Annotated in this window: 18 protein-coding genes; 11 read left to right on the forward strand and 7 right to left on the reverse strand. The window is 71.6% G+C overall.

The window, feature by feature from the left end; translation table 11 throughout:
• Nucleotides 1–160: 160 nt before the first annotated feature.
• Complete coding sequence (locus tag PX701_RS00005) at nt 161–1,078, reverse strand: DMT family transporter (RefSeq protein WP_275505131.1); 918 nt, start codon at nt 1,076–1,078, stop codon at nt 161–163.
• Here PX701_RS00005 and PX701_RS00010 point away from each other — a divergent pair.
• A complete protein-coding gene (locus tag PX701_RS00010; protein ID WP_275505132.1) occupies nt 1,077–2,492 on the forward strand; it encodes an aminotransferase-like domain-containing protein in 1,416 nt (471 codons plus the stop codon). The genes PX701_RS00005 and PX701_RS00010 overlap by 2 nt on opposite strands.
• A 50-nt stretch (nt 2,493–2,542) precedes the next feature.
• Here PX701_RS00010 and PX701_RS00015 read toward each other — a convergent pair whose 3' ends face one another.
• On the reverse strand, nt 2,543–3,250 hold the full coding sequence (locus tag PX701_RS00015) for a YceI family protein (RefSeq protein WP_275505133.1): 708 nt from the start codon (nt 3,248–3,250) through the stop codon (nt 2,543–2,545).
• 118 nt (nt 3,251–3,368) lie between these two features.
• On the opposite strand from PX701_RS00015, the gene PX701_RS00020 reads away from it, so the two are divergent.
• Entirely contained in the window at nt 3,369–3,902 is a 534-nt protein-coding gene (locus PX701_RS00020) for a hypothetical protein (protein ID WP_231429509.1), read from the forward strand.
• Nucleotides 3,903–3,904: 2 nt separating this feature from the next.
• Here PX701_RS00020 and PX701_RS00025 read toward each other — a convergent pair whose 3' ends face one another.
• Complete coding sequence (locus PX701_RS00025; protein WP_275505134.1) at nt 3,905–4,948, reverse strand: LLM class flavin-dependent oxidoreductase; 1,044 nt, start codon at nt 4,946–4,948, stop codon at nt 3,905–3,907.
• Between the two features lie 161 nt (nt 4,949–5,109).
• Here PX701_RS00025 and PX701_RS00030 point away from each other — a divergent pair, with 161 nt between their 5' ends.
• From PX701_RS00030 to PX701_RS00050, 5 genes are all read left to right on the forward strand, one after another.
• Nucleotides 5,110–7,236, forward strand: coding sequence for a M64 family metallopeptidase (locus PX701_RS00030; protein ID WP_231429511.1), 2,127 nt, complete (start codon nt 5,110–5,112; stop codon nt 7,234–7,236).
• A 25-nt stretch (nt 7,237–7,261) separates the two neighbouring features.
• The gene (locus PX701_RS00035) at nt 7,262–7,987 is read left to right on the forward strand and encodes a hypothetical protein (protein WP_275505135.1); all 726 of its coding nucleotides are present in this window, start codon (nt 7,262–7,264) and stop codon (nt 7,985–7,987) included.
• A 167-nt stretch (nt 7,988–8,154) separates the two neighbouring features.
• Nucleotides 8,155–10,380 (forward strand): ATP-dependent Clp protease ATP-binding subunit, encoded by a 2,226-nt coding sequence (locus PX701_RS00040; protein ID WP_420831031.1) that lies wholly within the window; start codon nt 8,155–8,157, stop codon nt 10,378–10,380.
• A gap of 288 nt (nt 10,381–10,668) precedes the next feature.
• Entirely contained in the window at nt 10,669–13,914 is a 3,246-nt protein-coding gene (locus PX701_RS00045; RefSeq protein WP_275505136.1) for a M36 family metallopeptidase, read from the forward strand.
• A 125-nt stretch (nt 13,915–14,039) separates the two neighbouring features.
• Nucleotides 14,040–14,504, forward strand: coding sequence for an aromatic ring-opening dioxygenase LigA (locus tag PX701_RS00050; protein WP_231429519.1), 465 nt, complete (start codon nt 14,040–14,042; stop codon nt 14,502–14,504).
• Nucleotides 14,505–14,564: 60 nt separating this feature from the next.
• Here PX701_RS00050 and PX701_RS00055 read toward each other — a convergent pair whose 3' ends face one another.
• A complete protein-coding gene (locus PX701_RS00055) occupies nt 14,565–15,857 on the reverse strand; it encodes an MFS transporter (protein ID WP_231432234.1) in 1,293 nt (430 codons plus the stop codon).
• Nucleotides 15,858–15,979: 122 nt separating this feature from the next.
• Here PX701_RS00055 and PX701_RS00060 point away from each other — a divergent pair, with 122 nt between their 5' ends.
• Nucleotides 15,980–16,453 (forward strand): heme-degrading domain-containing protein, encoded by a 474-nt coding sequence (locus PX701_RS00060; protein ID WP_231429520.1) that lies wholly within the window; start codon nt 15,980–15,982, stop codon nt 16,451–16,453.
• A gap of 43 nt (nt 16,454–16,496) precedes the next feature.
• Here PX701_RS00060 and PX701_RS00065 read toward each other — a convergent pair whose 3' ends face one another.
• Entirely contained in the window at nt 16,497–20,216 is a 3,720-nt protein-coding gene (locus PX701_RS00065) for a discoidin domain-containing protein (RefSeq protein ID WP_275505137.1), read from the reverse strand.
• 250 nt (nt 20,217–20,466) lie between these two features.
• On the opposite strand from PX701_RS00065, the gene PX701_RS00070 reads away from it, so the two are divergent.
• Complete coding sequence (locus PX701_RS00070; protein ID WP_275505138.1) at nt 20,467–21,516, forward strand: zinc-dependent alcohol dehydrogenase family protein; 1,050 nt, start codon at nt 20,467–20,469, stop codon at nt 21,514–21,516.
• A 53-nt stretch (nt 21,517–21,569) separates the two neighbouring features.
• Nucleotides 21,570–21,980 (forward strand): TIGR03667 family PPOX class F420-dependent oxidoreductase, encoded by a 411-nt coding sequence (locus PX701_RS00075; RefSeq protein WP_275505139.1) that lies wholly within the window; start codon nt 21,570–21,572, stop codon nt 21,978–21,980.
• Between the two features lie 39 nt (nt 21,981–22,019).
• Here PX701_RS00075 and PX701_RS00080 read toward each other — a convergent pair whose 3' ends face one another.
• Nucleotides 22,020–22,526 (reverse strand): MarR family winged helix-turn-helix transcriptional regulator, encoded by a 507-nt coding sequence (locus tag PX701_RS00080; protein ID WP_231429524.1) that lies wholly within the window; start codon nt 22,524–22,526, stop codon nt 22,020–22,022.
• A 142-nt stretch (nt 22,527–22,668) separates the two neighbouring features.
• Here PX701_RS00080 and PX701_RS00085 point away from each other — a divergent pair, with 142 nt between their 5' ends.
• Nucleotides 22,669–24,027, forward strand: a complete 1,359-nt coding sequence (locus PX701_RS00085) for an MFS transporter (protein ID WP_275505140.1) — start codon at nt 22,669–22,671, stop codon at nt 24,025–24,027.
• 91 nt (nt 24,028–24,118) lie between these two features.
• Here the strand turns inward: PX701_RS00085 and PX701_RS00090 are convergent, their stop codons facing one another.
• Entirely contained in the window at nt 24,119–24,712 is a 594-nt protein-coding gene (locus PX701_RS00090) for a nitroreductase family protein (protein ID WP_231429526.1), read from the reverse strand.
• Nucleotides 24,713–24,830 lie beyond the last annotated feature (118 nt).

Genomic DNA, 24,830 nt, shown 5'->3' on the forward strand with positions numbered 1-24,830 from the left:
CGCAGCGCCGATGGTACTGCAGGGGGGACCCTGTGGGAGAGTAGGACACCGCCGGACATTCCTTCGAGAAGAGCCGCCAGCAGAGATGCTGGCGGCTCTTCTTGTTTAACGCCCCGTCTGCCCCGAGCCCACTGCTCGATTCAGTTCGGAGTGCGTAGCGCTACCGCGGAAGCAGTCGGGTGCGCACCGCCAGCGCTGCGCACGCGACGACCGCGAGCCCGCCGAAGAGGGTCGGCCAGCCGATCGGCTCGTTCAGGAGGAGTGCGGCCCACCCGATGTTCATGACCGGCTGTACGAGCTGCACCTGGCTGACCTGGGCCATCGGGCCGATCGCAAGGCCGCGGTACCAGGCGAAGAAGCCCAGGAACATGCTGACGACGGCGAGATAGGCGAAGGCCAGCCACTCGGCCGGTGTCGCCGCCGGCGGCTGCTGCGCGACCGAGACGCCGGTGAAGGCGAGCATGAGCGGCGCGGAGACCACGAGCGCCCACGAGACCGTCTGCCACGAGCCGAGCTCCCGCGCGAGCAGGCCGCCCTCGGCGTAGCCGATCGCCGCGGCGATGACGGCGCCGAACAGCAGCAGGTCGGACCACTGCAGCCCGCCGAGCCCGCCGTGCTGGAGTGAGGCGAACGCGATCGCCGCGATCGCCCCGAGGCCGGCGAAGAGCCAGAACGACCGCGCCGGCCGCTCCTTCGCCCGGATCACGGCTGTCACCGCGGTCGCCGCCGGCAGGAGGCCGACGACGACCGCGGCATGACTCGCAGGGGCCGTCGTGAGCGCGAACGAGCTCAGCAGCGGGAATCCGACGACGACGCCGCCCGCGACGACGGCGAGGCGAGCCCATTGCACGGCGGTCGGCCAGTGCTGACGCGTGAGCGCGAGGGCGGTCGCTGCCAGGGCGGCGGCGACGACCGCGCGCGCCGATCCGATGAAGAGCGGCGAGAGCCCGCCGACCGCGACGCGCGTGAACGGCAGCGTGAACGAGAAGGCGGTGACACCCAGGAGCCCCCACCAGAGTCCGGCGCGCCCTGAAAGCACTGTCGTCGAACGATGGATAACGCTACTCTGGCCTGTCATGAGTCAGAGTAGCACCGAGCGCATCGTCGCCGACCTGCGGGCATGGATCGCTGCGGCGCCGCCCGGGGCGCGGGTGCCGTCGAATCGGGCGCTCATGCACGAGTTCGGAGCGGGCCCGGTGACGGTGCAGAAGGCGATGCGGCAGCTCATCGCGCTGGGCCTCGTCGAGAGCCGGCCGGGCATCGGCACGTTCGTGCGTGCGACGCGCGCGGTTCGGCCCGCCGACTACGGATGGCAGACGGCGGCACTCGGCGCGCCGCCGTCGCGCACGGCCGCGCTGTCGGCGACGCACCGTCAGGTCGCACCCGACGCGATCGCGCTGCACTCGGGCTACCCGGCCCGCGAGCTGCTGCCCGAACGAGCCGTCCGCCAGGCGCTCGCCCGTGCGGCGAGGACCGACGCCGCCATGACCCGGTCGCCGGCTGCCGGCGTGCCGGAACTCAGGGCGTGGTTCGCGAACGAGCTCGCCGCCGCGGCTCCGGCCGGGGTCGCGCACGCGGCACCGCGCGATGCGCTGATCACTGCCGGTAGCCAGGGAGGTCTCAGCTCGATCTTCCGAGCGCTCGTGGGTGCGGGACGCCCGATGTTGATCGAGTCGCCGAGCTACTGGGGAGCGATGCTCGCAGCCGAACAGGCCGGCGTGGTGCTCGTGCCGGTGCCGACCGGGCCGGCCGGGCCGGACCCCGCAGCGGTCGAGCGGGCGTTCGCGGAGACCGGAGCGCGGGCCTTCTACGCGCAGCCGAACTTCGCGAACCCCACCGGGGCGAGCTGGCCGGTCGAGACCGGACGCGCCGTGCTCGAGACCGTCCGACGTCACGGCGCCTTCCTCGTGGAGGACGACTGGGCCCACGATCTCGGTATCGACGCCGGAGTCCGGCCCCTCGCCGCCCTCGACGACGACGGGCACGTCATCTACCTGCGCTCCCTCACGAAGAGCGTGTCGCCGGCGCTGCGGGTCGCGGTCGTGATCGCGCGCGGGCCCGCGCGCGATCGGATCGTTGCAGACCGCGCGGCGGAGGCGATGTATGTCAGCGGCGTCGTGCAGGCCGCGGCGCTCGACGTCGTCACCCAGCCGGGGTGGGCCGCCCACCTCCGCAGCCTCGGCGGGCAGCTCCGGGCGCGTCGCGACCTGCTGGTGCAGAGCCTCCGCGAGCACGCGCCCGACGTCCACGTCGAGGCGGTGCCCGCCGGCGGGCTCAACCTTTGGGCACGCCTGCCCGACGGCACCGACGTCGACGGTCTCGTCCGCGACGCCGAAGCCCGGGGCCTCGCGATCGCCCCGGGGCGCGAATGGTTTCCCGCCGAGCCGTCGGGGCCCTTCGTGCGGTTGAACTACTCGGGCGCGGAGCCGGAGCGGTTCCCGGAGGCGGCGCGGATCCTGGCCCGGAGCCTCGCCGCCACGACGTCGGCCTGAGCACGTGCTCCGGCGCCGGCGCCGGCGCTCGGCTCAGATGGCTCGAGGACTCAGGCGCGCTCGAGCTCGAGCGAGAACTCGACGAAGCCGTCGGGTTCGACCGAGACGAATCCGAGGTTCGGCGCCTCGACCCCGTAGTCGGCGAAGGTGATCGGGATGCTGCCGGCGACCTGCCCGGTCGCGCCGTCGAGCACGGCCTCGAGCTCGACGGTCACCTGCCGCGTCTCGCCGGCGAGGGTGAGTTCACCCGTGGCGGCGACCTGCTGCACCTCGCCGACGACCGGCGCCTCGGCGACCGAGATCGGCTCGGTGAGCGCGAAGGTCGCCGTCGGGAACTCGTCGGTGCGCAGCGCCGTCGAGCGGAAGTAGTCGTCGCGGTTGGCCGAGTCGGTCGCGATCGAGGCGACGTCGACCGTGAACTCGGCCCCGGTCAGGCTGAGCCCGTCGACCGTGAGCGTGCCGTCGACCTCTGCGGTGCGGCCGGTCACGGTCACATCGGTGCCGTTCAGCACCTCGTCGACGCGATAGCCCGCGTAGGAGCCGTCGGCCACGGTCCACTCGCCGCTGAGATCGGTCGTCGAAGCCGAGGCATCCGCGTCGCTCGAAGCGGTGGGCGCCGCGGTGACGCTGGGTGCTGCGTCGGCCTCGCCGACGATCAGGTCGCGGTAGACGATCGGGCCGGCGATCGCGGCGGTCGCGCCGAGGGCGAGTGCCCCGGCGACGATCGAGGCGATGATGATCTTCGTGCGCTTCTGCATGCGGCTCCTGCCGTGATGTCGTGCGTGCGGACTTCGAGCCTCGCGCATGAACGTATGAGAACGCATGGAATGGTCCGAGAAGGTTCCCAGATGACGGCGGATGTCGCAGACTTGCGCCATGAGCGATGACGCTGCCGTTGCGGGGCTCGCGAGCGACGACCCGACCGCCTCCGACCCGCACGTGCTCGGGCCGGGCCTCCTGCCGACGCCGTTCACGGCCGACGAGATCAGGGCGGCGAGCGGTGTCGGGAAGCTGATCCGACTGCTCGTCGAGCTTCCCGGCGGTGAGCGGTTCGAGCGCGTCAACCGGTTCAGCGGATGCGACCCGGAGGGCGCCACGCTCGAGCAGTGGCGCCTCGACGCCGCAGGCGACGTCGACGGGGCGGTGACGAACGAACGCGTGACGTGGCTCGAGCTGCAGGAGCATGCGGCGTTCCCGGCCGACCACACCGAGCGCACGACCGAGGTGATCGAGTCCCCGCTCGGCACGCTCGAGTGCCTTCGCTACGCCACGCGGCACGGCGACGCGGGATCGTCGGTGTCGGTCTTCTGGTTCGCGCCGGGCTATCCCGGCATGCCCGTTCGCTACGAGGTGCCGACGCCCTCCGGCGTCGTGCGCACGACGGTGGTGTCGGTCGAGGTCGAGCGCTGAGCTCAGCCGTCGGTCGTGGGCCGCCAGCCGAGGCTCGGGGCAACGTGCTCCGCGAACGCGGCGACGAGGCGCAGGTTGAACTCGACGCCGAGCTGGCTCGGGATCGTGAGCATGAGCGTGTCGGCCGACTGGATCGCGGCGTCGCGCTGCAACTGCTCGACGAGCTTGTCGGGCGTGCCGGCGTACGTCTTGCCGAACGTCGAGCGCAGGCCGTCGATGTAGCCGACGCCGTCGCCTTCCTCGCGGCCGCCGAAGTACAGCTCGTCCTCAGCGGTCGTGATCGGGAAGATCGAACGGCTCACCGATGTCCGCGGCTCGCCCGGGTGGCCCGCTTCGCGCCAGGCGGCGCGGAACGCCTCGAGCTGCTGCGCCTGCAGCTCGTCGAACGGGATGCCGCGGTCTTCGGTGAGCAGCGTCGACGACATGAGGTTGACCCCGACACGGCCCGCCCACTCCGCGGAGTCGCGGTTGCCGGCGCCCCACCAGATGCGCGAGCGCAGTCCGGGCGAGTACGGCTCGATCCGCTGCAGGCCGCCGGTGCCCGTGACGGGACCGGCGAACGGCGAGGAGCGGTCGGGCTCCGCGAGCCCCTCGCCCTCGATCGCCTGCAGGAACCGGGCGAAGTGGTCGCGTGCGATGTCCGCGCCGCGCGGGTCCTCCGAACCCGTGTACCCGAACGTCTCGTAACCGCGGACGACCGTCTCGGGTGATCCGCGGCTCACGCCGAGCGCGAGGCGGCCGCCGGCGATGAGGTCGACCGCTGCGGCGTCCTCGGCGAGGTGCAGCGGGTTCTCGTAGCGCATGTCGATGACGCCCGTGCCGACCTCGATGCGCGAGGTGCGCGCGGCGATGGCCGCGAGCAGCGGCATCGGCGACGCCTGCTGGCGGGCGAAGTGGTGCACGCGGAAGTAGGCGCCGTCGACCCCGAGCTCGTCCATGCCCTGCGCGAGGTCGATGGCCTGCAGCATCGAGTCGGCCGCCGACAGCTCGCGGCCGCCGCCGAGCGGGCCGTAGTGTCCGAACGAGAGGGTTCCGAAGCGTCGCATGTCAGAGCCAACGCGGTTCGGGGCGGGTGCATTCCGATGCATGGATGCCTCGGCTCAGGGCCATCCCCGATGCCGCGGTCCTGAATATCCCTCATGATCATCTCGTCAACTCAGGGAGCACGGCGGCGGAGTCCGCGGCTCAACGCGAAGGGCGGATGATCATGGCCGACAGCGTCACGGTCCTGCAGGACGTCGGATCGGGTGGGAAGACGCTCGCGATCCTCGGCGACGGGTTCGCCGCGGGCAACGATCAGACCGTCTACAACACGTACGTGCGCGACGTGGTGATGAAACAGGTGTTCGGCAGCGGCTACTACAACGAGGATGCCGCGGCCTGGAACATCCGGCGGGTCAACCTCGAATCGGTGCACTCGGGCGCGAGCACGCGCACCTGGAACCTCAACGGCACCCCGTCGAACCTGGCCGACGACACCTCCACCGAGAGCATCTTCGACACCGCGCTCGGCATCATCTCGAACGGCGAGTGGTGGCACAACTGGTTCGAGAACGGCGCGAACACGAAGAAGCGCATCGACGACGCCGTCGCGAAGTGGGCTCCTGGCGCCGCCTTCACCCTCATCATCGTCAACTCGACGCTGCCGGGCGGCCTGCGCACCGGCTCAGTGCTCAAGGTCACGACCCAGGAGGGCTGGGACACGATCGCGCATGAGATGGGACACGGCTTCGGCGACCTCGAGGACGAGTACAGTGCGACCGGCAAGGGGGCGTACGGATCGGGCGAGCCCGCTCGGGTCAACGTCACGATCGAGACGAGGCGCTCCCGCCTGAAGTGGAAGCAGTTCGTGGCGGGCACGACGCCGGTGCCGACCGGCACGGGCGCGGCAGCGGGCTGGACCGCGGGCACCAAGCCCGCCGGGTGGGACGACGCGTCGGACGCCGGGCTCTTCGAGGGCGGCGCGACGTTCGAGACCGCCATCTTCCGCCCCGTGATCGACTGCCGGATGAACAGCAACACGCCCGACTTCTGCCCGGTCTGCTACACCGAGTTGAAGGACACCTACCACGGCCCGGCGAAGCACAGCTTCACGCGAGCGGTGCCGGGGCGGTTCACGTCGAGCCTCGGTTCGGAGTTCATCGGCGTGGAGGACCGGGCCCTGACCGTGTACCGCGCCAACGGCACACGCTGGGCGCACAAGCGCACGACCGCCGCGATCGTGCCCGGCTCTTGGGAGATCAGGCCGGGCGACCGCTACTTGGCCGGCGACTTCGACGGCGACGGGCGGGACGAGCTCGTCGTCTACAACTCGACCGACTGGGTGTTCCCCTACCTCGCGCTGATCAAGGTCGACGCCGACGGGCGCATGCGCGTGCTCGCGCGCTACGACGGCGACATCCCCGGGTGGGGCGGGTTCGCGCGGCACGACGCGTTCCTCGTCGGCGACTTCGACGGCGACGGACGCGATGACCTGCTCGTCTCCAACTTCGACGACTGGTCGATGCCGTACGTGGCCACGCTCATCTCGACGGGCTCGGGGTTCTCGCAGTCGCACCGGTACGACGGGGACATCCCCGGTTGGGGCGGCCTCGCCGACCACGACGAGATCATGGTGGCGAACGTCGGCGGCACGAGCCGGGACGACCTGCTGATCTGGAACTCGCGCGACTGGTCGAGCGAGTACCTCGGCCTGTTCCGCATGCAGCGCGGCCTGTTCCGGTGCATCCGGATGTGGGAGGACGACCTGCCCGGGTGGGGCGGTTTCGCCGAGCACGACCGGTTCTTCGTCGGCGACTTCAACGGCGACGGCAAGGACGACCTCTACGTCTTCAACGGCTCGGACTGGGCGAACCCCTACCTCGGCATGTTCCGTTCGACGGGCAGCGACTTCGCGTTCGTGCGGATGTTCGACGGCGACGTCCCCGGCTGGGGCGGCATGCGCAGTCACGACCGCTTCCTCCCCGCCGACCTCACGGGCGACGGCAAGGTCGACCTGTTCGCCTGGAACATGGACGACTGGTCGCACGAATACGCGGGCCGCATGATCTCCAGCGGGTCGAACCTGTCGGCGGACTTCCGTGAGGACCGCGTCGGCGAGTGGCGACTCGGTTCCGTCGATCGGTTCGATCGCGTGCCCGAGCGCCACCGGATCCGGGTGACGACGGCGCTCTCGAAATCGATCGTGATCGGACCGTTCACGAGGAAGGGGCCGGACCGCATCCTGGCCCACAACGCCGACTGGACGTCGACCTTCAGCGGCACGGCGCCGCTGGCCATGGACTGCATCTACCACCGGTGGGTGCACGACTACCGCTTCGGCCGCAACTGGTGAGCCGGGCACGAGGAGGGGCGAGATCATGGACGAGACCAGCGAGCGACCGCGCAAGCGGCTCGATGAGGAACCCGGCGGCGCGCGGCGCAACGCCGCCCGCCGAGGGCGGCTCAAGGACGGCCGGCTGCTGTCGGCCGCCTTCAAGGAGCGGACCGGACGCCCGAAGCCCGGCGTCGAGGCATCCCTCGCGCTGTACGGTGAGAAGACGCGGCGCAGGGATTGGGGGCCGCAGGTGGCAGCGCGAATCGAACCGAGCCCGGAGGCGAGGAGCGTTCGACTGCGACTGGAGGTGGAGCGGGGCGAGATCCGCGTGCTCGACAGCACCGTCGTCGATGTCGCGCCGCCCGAGCAGGGCACGGTGCGCGGCACCGCGTTCATCGAGGTGAGGGCGGGCAAGGCCGTCGTCGCCCTGCAGGCCGTCGTCGACCCCGGGCTGAGCATCGGGATCCCGGACCGCACCGATCCCGACGACGCGTTCCGCGGGCACCGCGTCGTCGAGGAGGAGACGTGGGAGGCCGCGGTGCTCGTGCCCCTCGAGGCCGTCGCCGACCGCGACGCAGAGCTCTCGGTCTCGATCTACCGGGCGTCCGAGCGGTTGATCCTCGAGACGGCGTCGGAGTCGCCGCTCGCCCGCCGCTCGCGTCGGGTCGAGGAGCTCGCGGCGTCGAAGCCGATGCGCGCCGCCGACCTGCCGCACCTCAGGACCGATCGCGACGGCCGCAAGCCGGAGCCGCGGGCGAGCGCCGACTGAGCGCCCGCACGGCGGTGCGCCGCGCGACGGCCGCCCCTCGGGCTAGCCACCCCGAGGCATCCGGTCTAGCGTGAAGCGCGGGGGAGATTCCGCGCGATTCCGGAATACCGACCCCCTTCGCAAAGTTGAGTTCAGTAGACTCAAGTTTTGAACGAAGGGACCATCGAGTGGCAAACATGCAGGGCGCGCCGAACTCGCAGGAGGAGCAGAAGTCGGCGCTCGAACAGTTCGGCGTCAACCTCACCGACCTCGCGAAGGCCGGCAAGCTCGACCCGGTGATCGGCCGTGACGCCGAGATCCGGCGCGTGAGCCAGGTGCTGACCCGTCGTACCAAGAACAACCCCGTGCTCATCGGCGAGCCCGGCGTCGGCAAGACGGCCGTCGTCGAGGGTCTCGCCCAGCGCATCGTCGCGGGCGACGTCGCCGAGTCGCTGAAGGACAAGCAGCTCGTCTCGCTCGACATCTCCGCGCTCGTCGCGGGCGCGATGTACCGCGGCCAGTTCGAGGAGCGGCTGAAGGCCGTGCTCAAGGAGATCAACGAGGCCGAGGGCGGCATCATCACCTTCGTCGACGAGCTGCACCTGCTCATGGGCGCGGGCGGCGGCGAGGGGTCCGTCGCGGCCTCCAACATGCTGAAGCCCATGCTCGCCCGCGGCGAGCTGCACCTCATCGGCGCGACCACGCTCGACGAGTACCGCGAGTACATCGAGAAGGACGCCGCGCTCGAGCGCCGATTCCAGCAGGTGTACGTCGGCGAGCCGAGCGTGGAGGACACGATCGCGATCCTGCGCGGGCTCAAGGGCCGCTACGAGGCCCACCACGGGGTCACGATCTCCGACGCCGCGCTCGTCGCCGCGGCATCCCTGTCGAACCGGTACATCACGGCGCGCCAGCTGCCCGACAAGGCCATCGACCTCATCGACGAGGCCATGTCGCGACTCAAGATGGAGATCGACTCGTCGCCCGTCGAGATCGACCAGCTCAAGCGCCAGGTCGATCGCATGAAGCTCGAGGAGCTCGCCCTCAAGAAGGAGAAGGACGACGCCTCGAAGGAGCGGCTCGCGAAGCTGCGCGAGCAGCTCGTGTCGCTCGAGCGCGAGCTCGCCGAGCTCGAGGCACGGTGGGCGCGCGAGCGCCAGGGCCTCAACCGGGTCGGCGACCTCAAGAAGCAGCTCGACGAGGCGATCACCCAGCGCGACCTCGCACTGCGCGGCGGCGACTACCAGAAGGCCTCGCGGCTCGAGTACGAGACGATCAAGAACCTGCAGCGCGACCTCGAGGCGGCCGAGCAGGCGGATGCGTCCGGCAACGCCGGCGGCGAACCGCGCATGGTCAACGAGCAGGTCACCGACGAGGACATCGCCGCCGTGATCTCGGCGTGGACGGGCATTCCCGTCGGCCGGCTCATGCAGGGCGAGACCGAGAAGCTGCTGCACCTCGAGCAGGAGCTCGGCAAGCGCCTCATCGGCCAGAAGCGTGCCGTCGCGGCCGTCGCCGACGCGGTGCGCCGCTCGCGCGCCGGCATCAACGACCCGAACCGGCCGACCGGCTCGTTCCTGTTCCTCGGCCCGACCGGCGTCGGCAAGACCGAGCTCGCGAAGGCGCTCGCCGAGTTCCTCTTCGACGACGAGCGCGCCATGGTGCGCATCGACATGTCGGAGTACGGCGAGAAGTTCTCGGTGTCGCGCCTCGTCGGCGCCCCTCCCGGGTACGTCGGCTACGACCAAGGCGGGCAGCTCACCGAGGCCGTGCGCCGTCGTCCCTACTCGGTGATCCTCTTCGACGAGGTCGAGAAGGCGCACCCCGAGGTGTTCGACGTGCTGCTGCAGGTGCTCGACGACGGTCGCCTGACCGACGGCCAGGGCCGCACGGTCGACTTCCGCAACACGATCCTCATCCTCACCTCGAACCTCGGCTCGCAGTACCTCATCGACCCGGCGCTCAGCTGGAGCGAGAAGGAGCAGGCCGTGATGCAGACGGTGCGGCAGGCGTTCAAGCCCGAGTTCGTGAACCGCCTCGACGACCTCGTCGTCTTCTCGGCGCTCAGCGAGCAGGACCTCGCAGAGATCGTCAACCTCTACATCGACCGTCTCGGCGCCCGCCTGCACGAGCGCCGGCTCGAGCTCGGGGTCACCCCCGACGCGAGGGCCTGGCTCGCCGAGCGCGGCTACGACCCGCTCTACGGGGCGCGTCCGCTGCGCCGGCTCATGCAGCGCGAGATCGACGACCGGCTCGCCCGCGCCCTGCTCGACGGCAGCGTGCGCGACGGCGACGCGGTCGTGGTCGCGCTCGCGAGCGACGGCGAGTCGCTCACGGTGACGAGGGGCGAGAGCGCACCCGTCGCCGGCGACGCCGACGACGAGGTCGTCGAAGCCGAACTGCTCGACGACTAGCGCCGGCCACGAGGCATCCGTTCACCCGGGCGGATGCCTCGTGCCGTACGCCGACGCCATGCGGAACCGTCCTCGCACGGTCGCGGAGCCGTGCGCGAGGGCCGACGAACCTACCCCCAGTCCGGGGGAGTCGCGTGCCATCTGTCCCCCATTGCCGGGCGGCGCGTGTCCCCCACGAGTAACGTGACGGCCGGCTCGACCGAGGGCCACGCCGCGGGGCGACCGGGGGGATCGCTCCGCGGATCCCCGGGCGTCCCTCCGGAGGTCATCGTGTACCGTCTGACCGCCGTGGCTGCCGTCATCGCCGCGACCGCGCTCGTCATCAGCCAACCCGTCGCCGCCTTCGCGGCACCCGGCGCAGAGGCGCCGCCCGATCTCGGCGAGGAGTTCGGCGCCGCGCTCGTCACGCGCGACGGCGCGGGCGATGTCCGCTCGGTGCTCAACCCGACCGGCGCGCTCACCGGGCCGTCGGACGCGGACCCGGCCGAGCTCGTGCTCGGCTACCTCGCCGAGCACCGCGACGCGTTCGGGCTCGACGGTGCAGGGCTCGAGTCGCTCGTCGTCGACGACGTGATCACCGACCCGAACGGGGTCGCCTACGTGCAGCTGCGACAGTCCGTCGTCGGAATCCCCGTGCACCACGCCGTCGTCACCGCGAGCATCGACGCCGACGGGCGGCTCGTGCACGTCGGCGGCACGACCGCCGACGTCGCGCCCATCACGCCGGCGGCCCCCGAGGTGACCGCGGCGGAGGCGATCGCCGAGACGGCGGTCGTGGCCTCAGGCGCCGACGTCACCGCCGCCGACGTGCCGGCGGCCGCGCAGACCACCGAGCGCGAGGTCGTGGAGGTGCCGAACTCGATCGCCGTCGACGGGCTCGTCGAGCCGACCCCGCTGAAGGCGGAGCAGCGCTGGTTCATGGACGACGAGGGTCGCAGCCTGCGACTCGCGTGGGTCACCGACGTCGAGGTGTCGGGCGAAGTGTGGGTCGAGTCCGTCGTCGATGCGGCGACGGGCGAGGTGCTCGCCGAGACGAGCCGCTACGCCGAGGTCGGACCGGAGGGCGACGTCTTCGACGAGGAGCATCCCGAGGCGGCCGGCGCGTCGCGCGAGCTGCACCCGTTCTCGGGCATCAACGGCACCTGGGTCGACGACACCACGACGAGCGGCAACAACGTCGACGCGTACCGCGACCTCGACGACAACGACGCGAACGACGAGTACCAGCCGAACACGCCCGCATCGGGCGACCCCGGCTACCAGGTCTTCGACGCCGCGTTCACCGACGCGTGGGCGACGAACTCGGACGGCAGCCAGGCGAGCCTCGACGCCGACCTCGACGCCATCATCACGCAGCTCTTCTACTACACGAACGTGATGCACGACTACACGTACGAGCTCGGGTTCACCGAGGCATGGCGCAACTTCCAGGTCGACAACTTCGGCAACGGGGGCAGCGACGGCGACCCCGTGCTCGCCGAGGCGCAGGACGGCTGGGACTTCGGCTGCCAGGACAACGCGATGCCGCCCAACGACATCCGCTGCATGAACAACGCGAACTTCGGTACGCCCGGCGACGGGTCGAGCCCGCGCATGCAGATGTACATGTGGTCGCTGCCGTTCCGGGACGGCTCGCTCGACGGCGACGTGATCGCCCACGAGTTCGGCCACGGCGTCTCGACGCGCCTCGTCGGCGGCGGCAGCTTCGACTACGGCGACGACCAGACGGGCGCCCTCGGCGAGGGCTGGAGCGACGTGATCTCGTTCCTGAAGTGGAACGACGCCGTCGTCGGCGAGTACGTCACCGGCGACGCGACGACGGGGGTGCGCAACGTCGCCTACGACACGTCGCCCCTCGTCTACTCGGACTACAACCCGTACGTTCCGGGGCCGAACACGTCGCCGCACGGCAACGGCACGATCTGGGCGACGATGGTGTACGCCGTGCGCGCGTTGCTCGGCGTGCCCGTCACCGAGCAGCTCGTGATCGACGGCATGAAGAACACGGCGGGCGGCGCGAAGCCGACGTTCGTCGACGCCCGCAACGGCCTGCTCGCAGCCGACATCGCGACGAACGGCGGCGACCACGTCTGCGCCATCTGGTCGGCGTTCGCGCAGCGCGGGCTCGGCGAGGGTGCCGTCGCGGCCGGGGCGAACGGGCACGCCGCGCAGGTGAACGACGAGACCCTGCCCGCCGCGTGCGCGCCCACCGCCGACGCGGGCGGACCGTATGCGACCGACGAGGGCACGGATGTCGCGGTGACGGGTGCCGGCTCGAGTGCGGGCAGCGACCCGAGCGCGGGCGCGATCTCGGCCTGGGAGTGGGACTTCGACGGCGACGGCCAGTACGACGACGCCTTCGGCGTCAGCCCCTCGTTCGACCGGGTCGGCCAGGACGGCACGTTCACCATCGGGCTGCGGGTCACCGACCTCTACGGCAACACCGCGACCGACACGGCCGACGTCGGGGTGGCGAACGTCGCGCCGACGGTGTCGATCGACCCGGTCGCGCCGCTCGACGAGGCGACGCGCACCGCGACCATCACGGGCGTCATCACCGACCCGGGATGGCTCGACGACCTGTCGGCGACGATCGACTTCGACGACGGCGCCGGCCCGCATCCGCTGACGGGCGCCGAGGAGCACGCCCGGCCCGACGCGTCGCTCGCGTTCGAGACGAGCCACGACTACGGCGACAACGGGTCGTTCGAGGTGGAGGTCTGCGGCTCCGACGACGACACGACGACGTGCGGGTCGGTCGTCGTGGAGGTCGCCAACGTCGACCCGTCGATCGTGATCGACACCTCGGGCATGCAGACCTACGACGGCGTGCAGGCGTTCGTGCTCGATGCCGGGGGCAGCGCGACCGTACCCGTCACGACGACCGACCCGGGCAGCGACGACCTCACCGTCGTGTGGGACTGGGACGACGGCACCACGAGCGAAGCGACGTCGCTCGTGAACCCGCCGGTGCTCGATCCGCCGAAGTCGCCCACCGTGCAGCCGCGCGATGTCGACCTGTCGGCCGATCACGTCTACGCCGAGGCCTGCCTCTACGACCTCGTCACCGAGGCGACCGACGACGACGGCGGCTCGGATGCCGACGACGCCGCGATCGTCGTGGTCGGCGACGGCGAGAAGTCCAAGCAGCACGGGTGGTGGCTGGGCCAGATGCGCGTGAAGAACGGCAACGACTTCACGACCGCCGAGCTCGAGTGCTACCTCGACATCGCCGTGTTCTTCAGCACCGTGCTCGACACCCCGCTCGACCGCGACGACGCCGCGGCGATCTTCCACTCGCCGCCGAAGAACGACGCGGCCGGCCAGTTCGATCAGTTCCTGCTCGCGGCGTGGCTCAACTTCGCGAACGGGTCGGTCGACCTCGCCACACCGGTCACGGTGCACGGCGTGGCGACGACGTGGGGTGAGGCGATGCTCGAGGTCGAGACGATCCGCACGAGCGTCTCGTCGACGCCGCAGGAGATCCGGCAGGCGAAGGGCGTGCTCGCATCGCTCGCGACGACGAGCGGCTGACTCGTCGGATCGTCGGATCGTCGGCTGCGAGGCATCCGCACAGCGGAGCGGATGCCTCGCCGCCTCTGTCCACGCGGCCGGGGAATCGCTAGCCTTGGCACCGAACGCGGTTCGAAGGGGGCGACGTGACCGAGGAGTTCGAGACGGGCGGAGCGGTGCTCAGCCGTACGCAGGTGAACGTGGTGCGACTGACCGGCCTCGCGGGGATCATCGGGGGGATCCTGCTGATCGTCGTGGCCGTCGTCGCGTGGGTGGGTGTCTCGTCGCAGTTGCGCGCCGAGAACATCGTCATCCCCGATGACGCGCCGATCTTCGCTGGCAAGGTGGTCGACGGACCGATCGACGCGTACGTGCAGGCGGGGGTCATCGACATGCACGCCCGCGACATGGCCGACGGCAAGACCTACTCGGAGCTCGATCAGGACGACCCGCTGCGCACCACCGTGATGAACGCCTCGTTCCTGCGCGCGTCGCTGTTCACCTCGGTCATCGCCTTCGGCATCGCGCTGTTCGCGGGCGGCGTCGGCGTGCTGTTCCTGCTGTTCGGCTGGTCGCTGCGGGTGCTCGTGCCGCCCCTGCCGAAGCGGTAGCGGGTTCGGCGGACCGCGCGATGACGGGCCGCGTGCGCGGGTTCGCGGACCCCGCCGGGTTCAGCCCGCCGCCGGGCCGGCCGGCGACGCGCTCGGGTCGGTCGCCGGCTCGGGCGACGGCTCGGCGACGCCGTTCGCCGACGCGGGTACCCGGCGCTCGAGCGCGAGCGCGAGCACCATGATCAGCACGCAGCCGGCGACCATGGCGGCGATGAACCACGCGCCCTGCCCGACGCCGAGCAGCACGCCGGCGACGACCGGCCCCGTGATCGCGCCGCCCTGGAACGCCGCGGCGTTGATCGCGTTGTAGCGGCCGCGGTTTCGGTCGTCGGCGAGGTCGTTGTAGATCGCCGGCACGGTCGGCTGCAGCATCGTCTCGCCGAAGGCGAAGATGCCCATGAACGCGAGCACGCCGATCGCGGCGGCGAGCGAGTCGGGCAGCAGCCCGGTCGCACCGAGCACGAGCCACGAGAGGGCCCAGACCGCGGCCATCACCTGCATCACCCGGGTGCGGCGGTGGCCCGCGATGAGCTTCAGGACGGTGAACTGCAGCAGCACGATGACGGCGGTGTTGACGGCGAACGAGAAGCCGACGACCTGCGTCGACACCTCGGAGACCTGGCGCGCGTACGCGGGGAACCCCGCCTCCATCTGGCCGTAGCCGATGAACACCGAGATGAAGGTGACGAGCGTCAGCCAGAGCACGGCCGGGCGCTTGAGGATCTCGCGGTAGCCGCCGACCGGAGCCGCGTGCTCGTCGGGCTCGGCGTGCGTGCGCACGTGCCGCAGCGGCCCGAGCAGCAGCGCCATGGGGATGAGGCTCGTCGCCGCGTCGACGAGGAAGATCGCGGTGAACGTGTCGGGGTTGTCGACGTCGACGAAGAAGCCGCCGATGATGCCGCCCACGCCGATGCCGAGGTTGACGAGCGCGAAGTTGACGCCGAAGTACTGCTGGCGCAGGTCGCCCTCGACCACGGTCGCGATGAGGGCGTTGAAGCCTGGCCACGAGACGCCGAAGTTGATGCCGATGAGCACGAGCGCGACCGCGGCGACCGCGGGCGTCGTCGCGAAGGCGAGCAGCGTGCAGCCCGCGATCATCGCGACGAGACCCACAATGAGCACGATCTTGGCGCCGAACCGGTCGATGAGCGTGCCGCCGGGCCCCGTGACGACGAGCCCGGTGATGGCGATGAGGCCCATGAGCGTGCCCGAGACGCCGAGGTCGAACCCGCGCACCTCGTGCAGGTAGATGATCGTGAACGGCAACGTCAGGCCGCGACCGAGGGTCTGGATGGCGACGGTCGACAGCAGCCAACGCCCCTCGGTCGGCAGGGCGGCCCAGAACGATCTCATGCCGGTCACTCGGACATCTTGGCGGATGCCGCCGACATCCCGCGAACCCGGACTGCGGCAGGGCGGATGGTCGCGTCCCGCGTGCGGCTCCGGCACCGATCGGTCGGAGGTACGCTTCGAGCATGACTGCCCTGCTCGACCGCCTCGAGGCGGAGCACGACGAGTTGCGGTTCGCCGCGTTCACCCTCGACGACGCCTGGCGGCTCGGCTCCCGGCTGCGCACGATCGCGGCCGAGCGCGGCCTGCCGATCGCGATCGCGATCTGGTTCGGGCCGCAGCGCGTCTTCCACGCCGCGCTGCCCGGTGCGAGCGCCGACAACGACGGCTGGCTCGACCGCAAGCACCGCGTCGTGGAGCGCTACGGCAAGTCCTCGCTGCTGGTCGGCGAGGAGTTCCGCGCGAAGGGCGAGGACTTCGACACCCACGCCCGCCTCGACCCGCAGCTGTTCGCCGCCCACGGCGGCGTGCTGCCGCTGCGGCTCGTCTCGGGCGCGGTGATCGGCGCCGTCGGCGTCTCGGGGCTGCCGCAGCTCGACGACCACGAGCTCGTCGTCGCGCAGCTCCGCGCGATGCTCGGCGAGGCGCGCGAGCGGTGACGGCCCGGGCGGCGCACGTCGACGCAGCCCGAGCCGCCGACGGTCACCGACTCAGCTGCACGCCCCGAGGGTGGTCGACCGCCCCCGGAACGAGTGCGCGCAGTGCGACCAGACCGGGGTCGCCCTCGGCCCAATCGGTGGTCAGCGCGACGTACCGCGCGGTCGCATCGACCGCCACCGACCCGCGCGTCGCGCCGGCCTCGAGCGAACCGACCTCGCGGAACGTGATGCCGTCGTCGCTCACCGAGACGATCGCCGCCGGGGCCCCGTCGCCGTCCCACAGCGTGGTGACGGTGCCGATCTGGTGCGCCGAGCCGAGGTCGGCGACCATGCGGCCGTCCGCCCCCGGGGTCCACGCGGTGCCGGCGTCGCCGTCGACCGCGCCCTGCGGCGAGGTCATGCCCTCGGGCAGCACGGACGCCGGGAACGTGAGCGCCGCGAGCGCCAGGTCGGGCACCGGGAACGCGGTCGCGCCCGGGAACGACGCCGGCGCCGCGACCTTCGGCTTGCCGATCGGCAGCGTCCGCGTCTCGCCGGTCTCGACGTTCGTGACGTCGATCGTCTTCACGGCTCCCGCTCCGGCATCCCCGCCGTCGGGCCGCGCGACGCGGACCGTGCGGCCGTCGAGCACCGACACCGCGACACCGGCCGCCCGGACCGCGGCCGCGGTCTTCACCGCGGCTCGCGGAGCGAGCACGACCGCGTCGCCCGCGGGCACCGTGACGGTGAGGGTCGAGGCATCCGGCCCGAGCACCTGGTCGCCGGCGAAGAGCGCCACGGTGTCGCCGACGTAGGGGACCGCGACGTCGGTCGTGACGTCGGCCCCGGTGAGGTTGAAGGCGGTGAGGTAGCCGCCGAGCGAGCTCACGAGCAGTCCGTCGGCGCTCGGCTGCGGCGCGGCATCCTGCGCGGCCGTCGCGGCGGCGTCGCCCGGCACCATCTCGACGAGCATCGGACGGTCGCCGCCGCCGAGCCGAAGGGTGTTGATCCCCTCCTTCTCGCTCGACACGGTGATCGGCGCCTGCCCGCCGCGCACGACGTAGCCGGCCGCGCCTTCGACGTTGATCCACGACCCCTCGGTCGTGGCGACCTGGTCGCCCGTGTAGCGGAAGCTCGCGGCATCCTGCCACGTCTCGCCGTCCGCCGACACCTGGATGCGGTACTCGCGACCGGCCGATGCCTCCCAGCCCAGCTGCACCTGCGCGATCGCGGTGGGAGCGCCGAGATCGACCTGGATCCACGAGTCGGCCCGGGTGCGGTCGGCACGCGACACGGCCCAGCGCGAGGCCGGGTCGCTGTCGGTCACGCTCGACGGGGCACGACCCGTGTCCGAGCTCGATGCCGTCGCCGGCTTGCCCGCCGCCGCGTCGACGCCGGTCGCCGTCAGTGCGCGCATCGTGAAGAGGGAGTAGCCGTAGGCGGGGTCGCCCTGCACCCCCTGCATGCGCACGAACCTCGCCTCGACCGGAGCCGGGGCGGTCGCGCCCGCCGGCGTCAGGTCGACGGTGTCGAGGCGTGCGACGTTGGCGTCGGCACTGCCGGTGTAGGCGGTCTGCGTGGTCCAGGTCCGGCCGTCCGACGAGGTCTGCACGAGATAGCGCTCACCGGCGCTCACCTCCCAGGCCAGTCGCACCGAACCGACGCTCTTCTCCGCACCCAGGTCGACCTGGATCCAGGAGTCCGCACGCGTGCGCTCGGCGACGGCGACGGCCCAGCGGGTGGCGGGGTCGGCATCGGTGACCGTCGAGGCCCGACGGGCGGGGTCCTCGCTCGAGGCGGTCGCGAGGCGTCCGGCGGCCAGGTCGGTCGCGGCCTCCGCGCCCGTCCCGTAGGCGTGCAGCGAGTACAGCGAGTAGCCGTAACGGGCGTTGCCCTGCTGGCCCTGGATGCGCACGAAACGCGCCGACACGGGATCGAACGACAGGTCGTCGATCCGGGCGGCGTTCGCGTCGGCCGGGTTCGGCGGCGTCACGACGGGCAGGGTGTCGGTGGCCGACCCCTCGGCCGTGTAGTAGGTGCGCGACCCGTCGAGGCCGTTGTAGCCGCCGAGGTCGAGGTTGCGCACCGAGACGGTGCCGTCCTGCCAGCCGGCGCCGGTCGAGGCGTACAGTGCCGCCCCGTTCGGCAGCGTCACCTGGCCCGCGTAGCCGCCGCCGATCCGGAAGACGGATGCCGTGCCCTCGAAGCCGTCGCGCGGCGCGGTGTAGGTGCTCGTCCGCCGCTCGTCGACGGTCGCCGCCGAGTTCGGGTACAGGTACGGCGTCGAGCCCGACAGCGCGAACAGCCACGAGTCGTGGCCCGGAACCCAGGGGAACTTGAGGAAGCCCTTCTTGCTGGATGCCGCCGCCCACGCGTTCGCGGACTGCTGCACCGAGAGACCGGGGCCGGCGCCGAAGTCGCGCACCCCGGCGAGTCGGGCGAAGAACTCGTCCTGCGGCGCGGGCCGGACGACGCCCTCCGCCGATTCGGCGGCCTCGACGTGCAGCAGGTACGAGATCGCGATCTCGGCGCGCGCCTCGGGTTCGTACTTGGGCTCTCCCGAGAACTTGGCCAGCCGGTCGACCGGCGGGTACGCCTGGTAGGCCTCGAGCGACGCGGCCATGTTCGCCTCGGCGCGCACGGCGTCGGGGTCGCGCAGCACCTGACCGAGGAACGCCATCGGGATCACGTCGCGGCCGTAGAGGTACTCGCGGTCGTTGACCATCGGCATGAACGGCTCACCCTGATTCGACATCACCATCTTGATCGACCGCCAGAGCTCGGCCGAGTTCGGCTGGTGCTTCAGGTACTCGGGGATGGGCTGGTCGTTCAGGATGAACTGGATCGCGTTGCGCCCGCCCGAGCGCCAGATGTCGGACTGGTAGTGCGGGCCGAACGACCCGTGGTTCTCGACGAGGTACGTGTCGTAGATCGTCTGCATCGTGTTCGTCGACACCGGCTTCCCGGCGACGACGGCCGGGTTGTTGAGGTCGGCGGTGGGCTGGCCGGCGGCGTTGCGGGCCCAGTCGCCGAGCTGCTCGTTCCAGCGCGAGGCGTCCGCATGGTCGGGTGCCCAGGCGAGACCCGGCGCGAGCGCCTGGGTGTACACGCCCGCCTCCTCCTGCGCGGTGTCGCCCGCGTGCTTGCCGGTGGGCCAGTCGGCCGTCCACGAGCCCGACAGCGGGTCGTCGCCGTAGTCGAGGTCGGCGGTGTAGGCCGACTGCCCGACGGCGATCGTCTCGAGGTTCTTCTGCGTCGTGGCGTCGAGCCGATCCCACAGCACGCGGCCCGCGTCGAGGAAGTACGACTGGAACGTGGAGTCCCAGAACATCCGCTTGCCCCAGGTGCCGTTCGGGTCGACGAAGCGGTTCTTGGCGGCGTAGTAGCGGATCGTGTCGATCGTGCGCTGGGTGAGCTGGTCCTTCGAGATGCCGGCGATCTCGGCGTCGTAGTCTCCGTGCGTGACGATCACGGCGTTGCCGAGCACGACCGCGAAGTTGAAGTCCTTGGACTGGTACGCGTTGATCGCCGGATCCCACACCGAGTTCACCCAGCGCGTGTGGCGCAGCAGTGCGGCGTAGTAGTCGGCCGCGATCTCATCGGGGGCGCCGAAGGCGGCGGCGTTCGCGACGGGGGCGGCGGATGCCCGGGCTGCGGGCGCGAGGGCGGCGGGCGCGAGGGCGGCGAGCGGTGCGGCGAGGGTCGCCGCGACGGCGAGGGCGACGGTGCGGCGCCATCGGAGCGTCTTCGCGCGAAGAGCGGGTGCGGGGCCGGAGGGGGCCATGGGTGTCTCCTGGATTCAGCGGGCCTTCGGGGTGCCACATGCGGATTCGACAGGAGTCGCATCGTGAGAGATCTCGATATGACAACGCTGTCAGAGTGGGTTCGCTTAGAGTAGCCCGGGGTCGGCGGGGCGTCAAGACGTGCCGCTGTCTCGGTCGGGCGCCCCCCGGCGGATCGCCGGGCGGCGCTTCGTGCCGACGGGGCGGCCGGCCAGGGGTGCCCGGGCTCGAACCGGGAATAGGCTCGAGGGCATGCTCGCCACCGTCATCCACGCTCCCCGGGACATCCGCGTCGAGACCGTGCCCGACCCCGTCATCACGACCGGCGACGACGCGATCGTGAAGGTCGTCGCCGCGTGCGTCTGCGGCTCGGACCTCTGGCCGTACCGCGGCATCACGCCGACGAAGGAGCCGCGCCGCATCGGCCACGAGTTCATCGGCGTCGTCGAGGCCGTCGGCGACGACGTCGTGGGCGTGCAGGTCGGCGACTTCGTGATCGCGCCGTTCTACGTGTGCGACAACACCTGCGTGAACTGCCGCAACGGGGTGTCGACCTCGTGCCTGGGCGGCGGCTGGTGGGGCGGCGACGACCGCAAGGGCGCCTTCGCCGACGCCGGCCAGGGCGAGCGCGTGCGCGTGCCGCTCGCCGACGGCACCCTCGTCGTCGTGCCGGGGCCGGTGCGCGACGAGCAGGTGCCCGGCCTCCTCACCCTCTCGGACGTCATGGGCACCGGACACCACGCGGCCGTCTCGGCGGGCGTCGGGCCGGGCGACTCGGTCGCCGTCGTCGGCGACGGGGCGGTGGGCCTCTGCGCGATCATCGCAGCGAAGCGGCTCGGTGCCGGCACGATCATCGCCATGAGCCGCCACCCCGAGCGGCAGGCGCTCGCCCGCCGGTTCGGCGCGACCCACATCGTCGCCGAGCGCGGCGCCGAGGGCATCGCCGCGGTGCGCGAGCTCACGGGCGGCATCGGCGCCGACCGCGTGCTCGAGTGCGTGGGCACCGAGGAGTCGATGGACCAGGCGCTCCGCTCGGCCCGGCCCGGCGGCATGGTCGGCTACGTCGGGGTGCCGAACGGAGGCCCCGAGCTGCCGGTGCGCCAGCTCTTCAACACGAACGTCGGCGTGAACGGCGGCGTCGCACCCGTGCGCGGCTACATCGAGGAGCTGCTGCCCGACGTCCTGTCGGGCGCCATCGAGCCGGGCCTCGTGTTCGACGTCGAGCTCCCCCTCGCCGAGGCCGCAGAGGCGTACGCCGCGATGGACGAGCGGCGCGCGATCAAGGTGCTGCTGCGCCCGTAGGGCGCGGCGAGCAGATCGAGACCGGCCGCGAACGAGCCCGAGGAGAGGCATCCATGTCGAAAGAACTGAAGCTGAGCGACCGCGTCATCGAGCGCCTCGAGACGGAGGAGACCATCTGGCTCACGACCGTGAACCAGCATGGAACCCCCGTGCCGACGCCCGTGTGGTTCGTGTGGAACGAGGGTGAGCTGATGCTGCTCTCGAAGCCCGACACGCCCAAGCTCGCGAACCTCGCCCGCAACCCGCGCACCGCCCTGCACTTCAACACCGATGAGGTCGGCGACGACGTCGCGGTGTTCACGGGGTCGGCCGAGATCGGCGAGATCGGCGATCGGCCCGAGTGGCCGCGGTACGCCGAGAAGTACGCCGAGGCGATCGAGCGGATCGAGTACACGCCCGAGCGCTACATCGCCGAGTACTCGGTGCCCGTGCGGGTGACGGTCGAGCGCGTGCGCTCCTGGTAGCGGGTCTCGGGACGGCTCGCCGCCCGACCGCCGGTCGGGCTACGCCTCGACGTCGTCGAGGCGGGCGATCACGACCTCGAGCAGGCGGGCGAGCTCGATGCGCTCGTCGTCGCTCAGGTCTTGCAGCACGTCGGTCTCGACGACCGACGAGCCGCGGATCGCGAGGCTGAACAGCTCCCACCCCTCGTCGGTGAGGCTGATGTAGGTGCGGGTGCGGTTCTCGGGGTCGGGCGTGCGCTCGACGAGCCCGCGCTCGGCGAGCTTGTCGAGCCGGTGCGTCATCGACGAGGGCGCGACGTTCGTGAGGTCGGCGAGCTGGCTCGGCGTGAGCGCCTCGCCGGCCTTCGCGAGCGAGGTGACGACCGCCCACTCGCCGGCGGCGATGTCGAGGTCGGCGAGCTGGCGCACGTACCACTGGTCGAGCTTCTTGGTGAGGCTCTGCACGGCGGTGATGACGCGCTGCACCGACTCCTCTCCGCCCGCGGCGACGTACGTCGCGACCGCGCGACGGTGCAGTTCGGGGGCGCTCGGGGTTCGTCGGGGCATACGGGAATTCTCTCACGCATATTTCGGTTGCTAATATTTCGATATCGAATACTTCGCATTCGAAGGGTGAGGGATGCTTCGTCGCCGGCGTCGGCGCGAGGCATCCCTCTGCTCGTCGAGACCTCGGGAGGAGGACACCACCATGCGCGCGCGACTGCTCATTCTGGCCAGCGCCATCGGATCGCTCGGTTGGGGAGCGGTGCTGCCCTACCAGTACGCCTATGCGGCCGACACCCGCGGCTGGGGTGCCCTCGTCGCCGCCGGCGCCTCGTCGCTGTTCTCGATCGGCGCGCTCGTGGCGGCCCCGCTCGCCGGGCGGCTCGCCGACCGCTTCGACCCCGTGAAGGTCGCCGTCATCGCGCAGCTGATCGGCGCCGCGGGCGTCGCCTCGCTCGTCTGGGTCGACGTGCCCGCGCTCTTCCTCGCCGGCATGCTCGTGTTCGGCCTCGGACTCTCGGCCGCCGTGCCCGCCAAGCAGGTGCTCGCCCTGCAGTGGTCCTCGGGCGACGACCGGCGCAAGGTGTTCGCCTACAAGTTCACCGGCGAATCGCTCGGCATGGCCGCAGGCGCGTTCCTCGCGGGGCTCGTCGTCGACCTCGACCGGGCCGACGGGCTCGACGTCGGCTTCGCCATGGCGGCCGGCGGGTTCGTGCTGTCGTCGGCGATCATCGCGCTCGCCGGGCGGGTGCGGCAGGCGGGGCTCGTCGGTGCCGGCGTCGGCACCGCGACCGGTCGCGTGGCCGCGCACACGGGCGCGTTCTCGGCGCTCGACGCGGCGACCGGGGCGATCGCCGCGGTCGACCTCGACGGCGACGGGCACCCCGACGGCGCGGCGCGCTCCCGCGGGGCGCTGCGCAGGATCTTCGCCGAGCCCGCCATGCGCTGGACGGCCGTCGTCACGGTCGCCCTCGCGCTCGGCTTCTACGCCCAGTTCGAGTCGGGGCTGCCCGCCTACGGCATCACCGTGCTCGACGTCGACCCCGCCGCGATCGGCATGGCGGCGGCGGTCAACTGCCTCGTCATCGTCGCGCTGCAGGTGATCGTCGTGAAGCTCACGGCGAAGCGCAGCGCGCCGGTGCTGCTCATGGCCGTCGGCTCGATCTGGGTCGTGTCGTGGCTCATCCTCTCTGCGGCGCAGTTCGCACCCGGCATCGCCTCGGCGCTGTTCGTCATGACCTACGGCATCTTCGCCGTCGGCGAGACGATCTACAGCCCCGTGCTCAACCCGCTGACGGCGCAGCTCGCGCCCAAGGGCATGGTCGGCCAGACGCTCGGCACCATCGGCGCGATGCAGACCGCGTTCTCGGCGGCCGGGCCGCTCGTCGCGGGCGTGCTGCTCGGCGCCGGGCTCACCGACGTCTTCCTCGGCATGCACGTGGTCGTGAGCGTCGTCGCGGTGTTCGCGGCGTGGCGCATCAAGAAGGCGCTCGACCGCAAGCGCGAGCCCGCGGCACGGCGCGACCCGTCGCCGACCACCCCGGTCGACCTCGTCGGGGCCTGACGCGTCGGGGTGCGGCCGTACGCCATGAGGGGCGCAGACGACGGATGCCTCGGGGTCGATCGACCCCGAGGCATCCGTCTCGCTGCGGCGGTTACTCGCCGACCGTGACGAACTCCGCCAGCTGCATGCGGCGGCGCGGCGCGACCTCGCGCTCCCGGAGCACCTCGCCCAGCTGGTCGACGTCGCCGAGGGCGCCGATCGTGGTGATCGAGACGACCTCCTGGTTCTCAGGCAGGCCGAAGGCCTCGTGGATCGCGGCCGCGTCGAAGCCGCCCATCTGGTGGGTGTGCAGGCCCTCGTGCTGCGCCTGCACGGTGAGGTGGGCGACGGCCTGGCCGAGGTCGTAACGCGCCCACGGGCGCTGGCGGCCCTCGGCGTCGACGGTCTCGGCGATGTTCACGATGAGCACGGCGGCCGAGTCGGCCCACTCCTGGTTGAAGCCCGCCATCCGGTCGTGCAGGGTCGTGAAGGCGGCGGTGCCGCGCCGGGCGACGATGAAACGCCACGGCTGCGAGTTGTTCGCCGACGGCGCCCAGCGGGCGGCCTCGAGGATGGTCCGCAGGGTCTCGGTCTCGACGACGGCCTCGGGGTCGAAGGCGCGGGGGCTCCAGCGCTCGACGAGCGGGTCGATGAGGGGTGCGGCCGTGTCGGCCCTGCGGGACGTGAGATCGGTGACGAGCGTCATGGTGCTGCTTCCTGGTTCGTTGCGTTGAGCGGTGGTGCGGGTCGCCGTCGTCCCGATCGATTCGAACGCATGGAACCGCCGAGGTATTCCGGGAGCGTCGTCGAACACTTCGTGGACC

Origin of the sequence: Agromyces chromiiresistens, from assembly GCF_029167465.1 — a bacterium.
Classification (GTDB): Bacteria; Actinomycetota; Actinomycetes; order Actinomycetales; family Microbacteriaceae; genus Agromyces; species Agromyces chromiiresistens.